Source organism: Ruegeria sp. AF5 (assembly GCF_056541905.1).
Genome location: NZ_JBQFYZ010000004.1, coordinates 292,207 through 298,551, shown reverse-complemented (window position 1 = coordinate 298,551; position 6,345 = coordinate 292,207). Strand labels below are relative to the sequence as shown.

Annotated in this window: 9 protein-coding genes; 6 read left to right on the top strand and 3 right to left on the bottom strand. The window is 51.1% G+C overall.

Annotation, left to right across the window (positions count from 1 at the left end):
* Positions 1-154: 154 nt before the first annotated feature.
* The 4 genes from ACR0DS_RS09535 (at position 155) to ACR0DS_RS09520 (ending at position 3,378) form a co-directional block, all read left to right on the top strand.
* Positions 155-727 (top strand): tyrosine-type recombinase/integrase, encoded by a 573-nt coding sequence (locus ACR0DS_RS09535; RefSeq protein ID WP_480558945.1) that lies wholly within the window; start codon positions 155-157, stop codon positions 725-727.
* A 667-nt stretch (positions 728-1,394) separates the two neighbouring features.
* Complete coding sequence (locus ACR0DS_RS09530) at positions 1,395-2,183, top strand: hypothetical protein (RefSeq protein ID WP_480616729.1); 789 nt, start codon at positions 1,395-1,397, stop codon at positions 2,181-2,183.
* A gap of 183 nt (positions 2,184-2,366) precedes the next feature.
* On the top strand, positions 2,367-3,056 hold the full coding sequence (locus ACR0DS_RS09525; RefSeq protein WP_480558677.1) for a hypothetical protein: 690 nt from the start codon (positions 2,367-2,369) through the stop codon (positions 3,054-3,056).
* 73 nt (positions 3,057-3,129) lie between these two features.
* Positions 3,130-3,378, top strand: coding sequence for a ParB N-terminal domain-containing protein (locus ACR0DS_RS09520; protein ID WP_170452343.1), 249 nt, complete (start codon positions 3,130-3,132; stop codon positions 3,376-3,378).
* Here ACR0DS_RS09520 and ACR0DS_RS09515 read toward each other — a convergent pair.
* The 3 genes from ACR0DS_RS09515 to ACR0DS_RS09505 all read right to left on the bottom strand — a co-directional run bounded on the left by ACR0DS_RS09515 (position 3,370) and on the right by ACR0DS_RS09505 (position 5,556).
* Complete coding sequence (locus ACR0DS_RS09515) at positions 3,370-4,383, bottom strand: fatty acid desaturase (protein ID WP_480485576.1); 1,014 nt, start codon at positions 4,381-4,383, stop codon at positions 3,370-3,372. The two genes, ACR0DS_RS09520 and ACR0DS_RS09515, sit on opposite strands and share 9 nt — an antisense overlap.
* 72 nt (positions 4,384-4,455) lie before the next feature.
* Positions 4,456-4,662: a cold-shock protein gene (locus ACR0DS_RS09510; RefSeq protein WP_170430361.1), complete on the bottom strand. Its 207-nt coding sequence runs from the start codon at positions 4,660-4,662 to the stop codon at positions 4,456-4,458.
* A 504-nt stretch (positions 4,663-5,166) separates the two neighbouring features.
* Complete coding sequence (locus ACR0DS_RS09505; protein ID WP_480558679.1) at positions 5,167-5,556, bottom strand: MerR family transcriptional regulator; 390 nt, start codon at positions 5,554-5,556, stop codon at positions 5,167-5,169.
* Positions 5,557-5,654: 98 nt separating this feature from the next.
* On the opposite strand from ACR0DS_RS09505, the gene ACR0DS_RS09500 reads away from it, so the two are divergent.
* A complete protein-coding gene (locus ACR0DS_RS09500) occupies positions 5,655-5,978 on the top strand; it encodes a hypothetical protein (RefSeq protein ID WP_480558681.1) in 324 nt (107 codons plus the stop codon).
* Positions 5,979-5,982: 4 nt separating this feature from the next.
* Complete coding sequence (locus ACR0DS_RS09495) at positions 5,983-6,201, top strand: GDCCVxC domain-containing (seleno)protein (protein WP_237217120.1); 219 nt, start codon at positions 5,983-5,985, stop codon at positions 6,199-6,201.
* The last annotated feature ends 144 nt before the right edge of the window (positions 6,202-6,345 follow it).

Genomic DNA, 6,345 nt, shown 5'->3' with positions numbered 1-6,345 from the left:
CCCGGATTTCATTCTCATCTCCACTCTCTGATGGTTACGATGAGCCTGAAATCCTCCGCTACGCAATCAACCTAGTCTGTTCCATGGGTGCTGATGGCGGACAGTCCAACTACCTGCAGTCACCCCAAAACCCAGAGCTTGGAACAAGGGGCGGATCATCGGTCAGAAACGACCGCTACTCCCAAAACAGGTCTGGGCGATCCGTGCCCGGCTCGAACTTTCTGGAAATCTGCGTGATCTCACAATGTTCAACGTCGCGATTGATAGCAAGCTACGCGGCTGCGATCTGGTCAAACTCGCTGTGACCGATCTTGTCAAAGACGATCGCGTCCGTGAGCGTGTTTCGGTGATCCAGAGCAAAACCAAGCGATCTGTTCAATTCGAACTGACGGAAAACACGCGAGAAACTGTATTGGTATGGGTAAAATCACCGGAAATGTTTGCTAGCCGGTTCATGTTTCCAAGCCGATTCCATGATCGACCACACATCTCGACGCGCCAGTATGGCAGGCTGGTTCGAGACTGGGTGACCGCAATCGGATTGGAACCGAGCGGATATGGCACGCATTCGCTTCGCCGAACCAAAGTAGCTGAGATCTACCGCAAGACAGGAAATCTCCGCGCGGTCCAACTTCTGCTTGGGCACACAAAGGTCGATAGCACCGTGCGATACCTGGGCGTTGAATTGGAAGACGCGCTAAGCATTGCAGAGCGCATAGACATCTGAGACAGTTTGGCGAGCGGCGCTGTCGGTCGCCAATCCATAGTGGTTCTAGTTCTTTTACGCAGGAGTGGGACGTAGCGTGCCCTGAGCGGAAGTGTCAAAATCTTGTTGCGTACGCTCGCAGCACAGTTTTCTCGGCTCAGGCGCAATTTACAGGGTGCGGGACCGAGCGGCCATTTGATCACGCCGCGAGCACTTGTGCAGAAGCGGCGCGAAAATCGCTGCGTTGCAGCCAATGTCATCAGGCCAGTCATTCCTAGTTACGGGGAAGCCTTGATCACATACTCCTCTTTCGCCGCACTCAGGCCAGACAATTTCTTTCGGTAGTTCACCAAGGATCTTGGTCACCGGCAGTTTCAAAAACTACCTGCCCTGGCGGTACTTGCATTGCGACAAGGGAAACTTCCTTGACTCTATTCTGGCTAAGGACCACAAAAGTGCATTGGTGAAAGTTACTCGTCGCCGCGATGCTGCCGGCTTCGATGATCCAATGGCCTTCAGAATAACTGTAGCATATGCCCCAGCATAGGAACGGGTTTCGCTGGGGTCTTCGCTATGAGCTCGTTCCTCACATGCATTCGCAACTGTCACCTGACATGCGCCAGCCATCGCGTGACCCATGAAAGAAAGCGCCGTATGAACAACACATGGCTCATAAATTGCGTGCATGATGCCCGATAGATCAGGTCTCAGGCTCCGTTTCAATCAGTCATTCATCCTGTTTGCGCGCTGCATTCTTTGTTTGATCCCGACACTCTTGGTGTTGTTCTCAGGGACGCAGCTTCCTGCCCAAGTCGCAGGCAATGCCGATGGATCGGTTTGTGACCAAGGTTTCGAAAACAAGAACGGATCGTGCCAAAGAATAGACTTACCGGAAAACGCATATTTGACGGGTAGCTCCTATGGCATTGGCTGGGAATGCAATCACGGTTTTCAGAATGTCGGAGATCTCTGTGAGGAAATAAGAGTTCCTGAAAATGCCTATCTTGCATCAACCGGAGATCAGTGGGAGTGCAATCGGCTGTTCCAGCGTGTCGAAGAAAAATGCGAAGAACTGATTGCACCTCAAAATGGATACGTCGAAACCAGGTTTGGCGCACAGGAAATACACTGCAACTGGGGATTTCGTAAGGAGAACCAGGATTGTGTTGCAATAGAAGTCCCAAAAAACGGTCGTCTGAGCGATAAAAAAAGCTCGGATGGTTGGGTTTGCCTCAGAGGTTACAACGCGGCGGAGAGCGGCTGTGAGCCTGTGGCTGTTCCACAGCATGCGTATCTTGAACCAGATTCCCACTCTGGATGGAAATGCGAACGTGGTTTTCGCGCAAACCGGGACAGGTGCGATGCGATCCTTGTTCCTTCAAACGCTCATTTGAATCGAAGAGGTGATGGTTGGGAATGCAATCGGCCGTTCACACGACAGAACGATAAGTGCGCCGAAAATATTCCACGAAAATAGGTTCGTGGAAATCAATATCGCCTGACAAATCCGGAAGGACCAAGCCGTGAACCATAACTCGATTGACGAAAATCTTGGCAAAAGGATCAAAGCCGAAAAGGCGCGTCGCCGGTCCCACGGGATTAAGATATCTATGGCGTTAGCAGTGTTTGTTGCAGCGGTAATTGTAGTGGTGTTTCTCTGATGCGTAAAAATGCCCCTCAAGTGACCCTTTCTGACTCAAAGATGTCAGTGCGTGGTCTGGAACAAAGAGCATTTCAGGACCGCAGTGTTCGCAAGACGCGGAACGCCGACGTATCAGAAGTGATCGAAGTAGAATTTGGAAAGTACTTGATTAAGGCTGGCATTCTGAGCGGTAACAGCGTTGCGCGCGCATTCCCCAAGCCACCAGCGAAAACGCAAGGTTTGATTGCTGATGCAGTTGGCGAAACACCGTCATTGGCCATTGAAGCCTTAAGAGAAATTCTCGAAGAACGAGACAGGAAACGCAGCGCTCGACGTCGTTTGGAGGCGAACTCCGGCAACTTCATTCCCAGTGAAGGAGAATATGTCGAAGCATTGCGTCAGATCAGGCTCTCCACTGCGCAGGTCACCATGCTCAAAGCACTTACAATCGCAGGCAAGGAAGGACTGAGCATTGGTCAGTTAACCAAGGCAGCTGGTTACAAATCGCGCGAGGCGTCCGTCAAGGTCTTCAATAAAATCGGGCTATCGATTGCAGAATATCTGGAACTCGAGCTTCCCGAAGCCGGATCGGCACAGAATGATGGCGCCGCTCAGGTATTGGCGTTTTCTCACGTCAAAAGTGACGATGAACCAGCGACTTGGATCATGCATCAGGAGCTGCGCGATGCTGTTCGTTCGGTTCTATGACGCACGTTCCAGCGCCTGCCTTTGAAGCGAACTTCGAACCGGAATAAACGCAAGAAAGGCGCACACGTAGCTTATGTTGGAGAAAAAACCATATCCGCTCGACCTGATCTATGTACCTGTGAAACGGGCCAAAACACTTGATCAACAAAAGGTTCTGACGCTGGCAGAAGATATCCTGAAGAATGGCCAGAAGACGCCGATCCAGATACGTGCGGACAACAAGCGGTTCGTGCTGATTGAAGGCCTTCACCGACTAGAGGCCATTCGCGCCCTCGGCGGTGATACTGTCGAAGCCTTTTTGGTGCGCGCCAGATTACACTAGACTCTTGTTGGGATTGGCGTTCGACAAAGCCTGAGAAAACGTCAGCAGGCGCTGACTTTCTTCATCCCAAAGATGCAATCGTGCGCAATGAAGGCTCTCATATAGAGTAATACGCTGGCAATTTTCCAACTCGGAATGGTCACGCAAAACCTCGTTTAGCCGATAAAACGGTATGCGGCTGGCAAGGTGGTGAACATGGTGTACACCGATATTGGCAGAGAACCACCGCAGGATGCCTGGCAGGGCATAGTGAGAACTTCCATAGAATGCGGCGTTCTGAAGGTTCCACCCCTCTTCCCGTTCCCAGGTCGTGTGTTCAAACTGGTGTTGAATATAGAAAAGCCAAATACCAATCGATGATGCGACAATCATGGTTGGTAGGAAAACATACGCTAAAACCTCAATGCCTCCGGCCCAAAAAACTAGGGCCAATACCCCTGCAATTGCAGCGTTTGTTCCCATCGCACTTGCCCAATACAGCCAGCCTGACCGCATGAAACCAAAGGGCAAGCGATTTTGAAAAAAGAACGTGTACACCGGTACGATACAGAACAGGAAGAAGGGGTTCCGGATTAACCTGTAAGCGGCACGCCCGAACCAATTCCGTTTCAGGTATTCCTCAATGGTCAATGTAGGAATGTCACCCATACCACGCCGATCAAGGTTACCGGTTGAAGCGTGGTGAATCGCATGGCTTTGCCGCCAAACGTCATAGGGTGTCAGGGCAAGAACACCCAGAACCCGGCCGGTCCAATTGCAAACAGTGCGACTTCTAAAGAAAGATCCATGACCGCAATCATGCATAATGATGAAGATACGGACCAGAAATGCGGCATTCAGGACGGCCAGTAAAAATGCGATCCAGACACTAAAATATAAAGCCATCCACGCTAGAGCCCATAGCGCGAATAAGGGGACAACGGTGATCGCAATTTCATAAATACTGCGCTTTGCATCGGCAACACGGTATTGCGCGAGCACCCGCGTCCAGTCTTTAGGTTGCAACTGACTTTTTCTCCAAGGGCTTTTAGCAGCCCATTGTGCAAACGGGCACCCCAAAAGGGTGCCCGTAAAAGGTCAGGCCAGTGCCAGATTGGCGGCGCTGTCGCGTCCGTCACGGCCAGCTTCGACGTCAAAAGTGACCTTCTGGCCGTCTTTCAATTCGCTGATGCCGGAACGTTCAAGTGCTGAGATATGCACGAACACATCGCGCTTACCATCTTCAGGCTCGATAAAGCCAAAACCTTTGGTCGAGTTGAACCATTTTACTGTGCCATTTGCCATGGTGGAAGTCTCCTAATACTTGCCGCCCGCATTATTGCGGCGACTCGGCGTGGTCGGTCTGAATCGAAAGACTGAACGCCGAGTTTGGGAGACAGCAGGTCGAAAAAGAAAAACGTAAGCCTTGTGTATATGGACTTTGAGTACACACGATACAAGCCTTGATACAATGGAAAGCAACAGAAGATCTGAGTCTGCCTAGCCCAATTTGGGACAAAGATAAGCAGAACGCATTGCTCTGCGTTTCGGAAATCAGAGGTCGGCTTCTGATAAAACCTGCCGAATGCGTATGCAGCAAACTGATTGCTCAGGCACGGCAGGTAGGGCTCACTGTCCGAAATCGCCGCGTGCTTCAAGAACACCGTGGCCAGGCACAAATGTTCGTTGATTGATTGAAACATTACTAAACCAACGAGTTGACCTCTCTAACGAACGGTAGATTCTGCGCGGCCCGAATCTTGGGTCATGCTGCGTTGGCATAGGGCGACTGCGAGCCTCAAAGTGCCATTAGTAGGTCCGTATCTGCGTAAGCATCGGGCAAGAAACGTTACCGATGTTACAGTTGGCCGTAAGTTCATTCAGGGCGGCCTCCAATCGCTTAAGTTCGATTATCTTCATACGCACATTGGAGATATGAAGCTCGGCCAGTTCCTTAACGGATTGGCAATCCTCGCTATCACCTTCGGACAGGTTGAGAAGCACCATTGCATCGGCAAGCGCAAAACCCAAGTCTCGGCACTTCCTTAGAAAACAAAGCCGTCCCACATCGTGCGCAGAGTACATGCGTCGATTATTCGATGCCCTTTCTGGTTTCGGCACGATCCCTTCGCGTTCGTAGCAGCGGATAGTTTCAATTCCGACACCGCTTTGCCGGGATGCCTCCCCAATCGCAAACATGTGAGATTTCCTGTCTTGATCCTGTAGTGGCTACAGAAGTTATACGAGAGGTTGTTGTCTCTACAACTCCGCGCGACGTAGTCCATCAGGGAAACAGAATGCAGAAGTACCTTAGCCTCAGCTATTTGGGATCGCTATCAGCGCTTGGCGTCGCGACTTGCTGCGTTTTGCCCATGATGATGATGTTACTGGGGCTGGGCGGCAGTTGGTTGGCAATCTTTGGGAAGGTTGCGGCAGCGAGTTACTATGTGCTGACGATTCCAACGGCACTCGTCGCGATATCGTGGCTGGTATCTTATCGGCGCGGTTCCTTACCGACGTTAAAATGGCGGCTTGCAGGAACAACTCTAATCACCGGCGTGGCTTGGGTCGTTGTGTTTAACGAGGCACGGATTAACGATTACCTGATCATGCAGATGTGAGACTATGACAAAACAAACTGTAGTCCTAGAAAGCACCCTGATTTGCCCGAAGTGCGGCCACAGTGAAACCGAGCAAATGCCAACGGATGCTTGCCAGTGGTTCTATGAATGCAAGTCGTGCAAAACAGTTTTGAAGCCGTTGGAAGGCGACTGTTGTGTTTACTGTTCATATGCGACGGTCCCGTGTCCACCAATTCAGCTAGGCGATAGCTGTTGCGGATGAAGTGAAGGACGGCTTTGTTGAGCAAACTGTGAACTGCCGCCGCGAGCATCGCTGCTATTTGCATGAATGACAGTTCTTTCCGCTGCTTGGCCGCACAAGATATTCGGCAGTTGCAATGTTGTTACTGCTACAAGCGCATGCAGC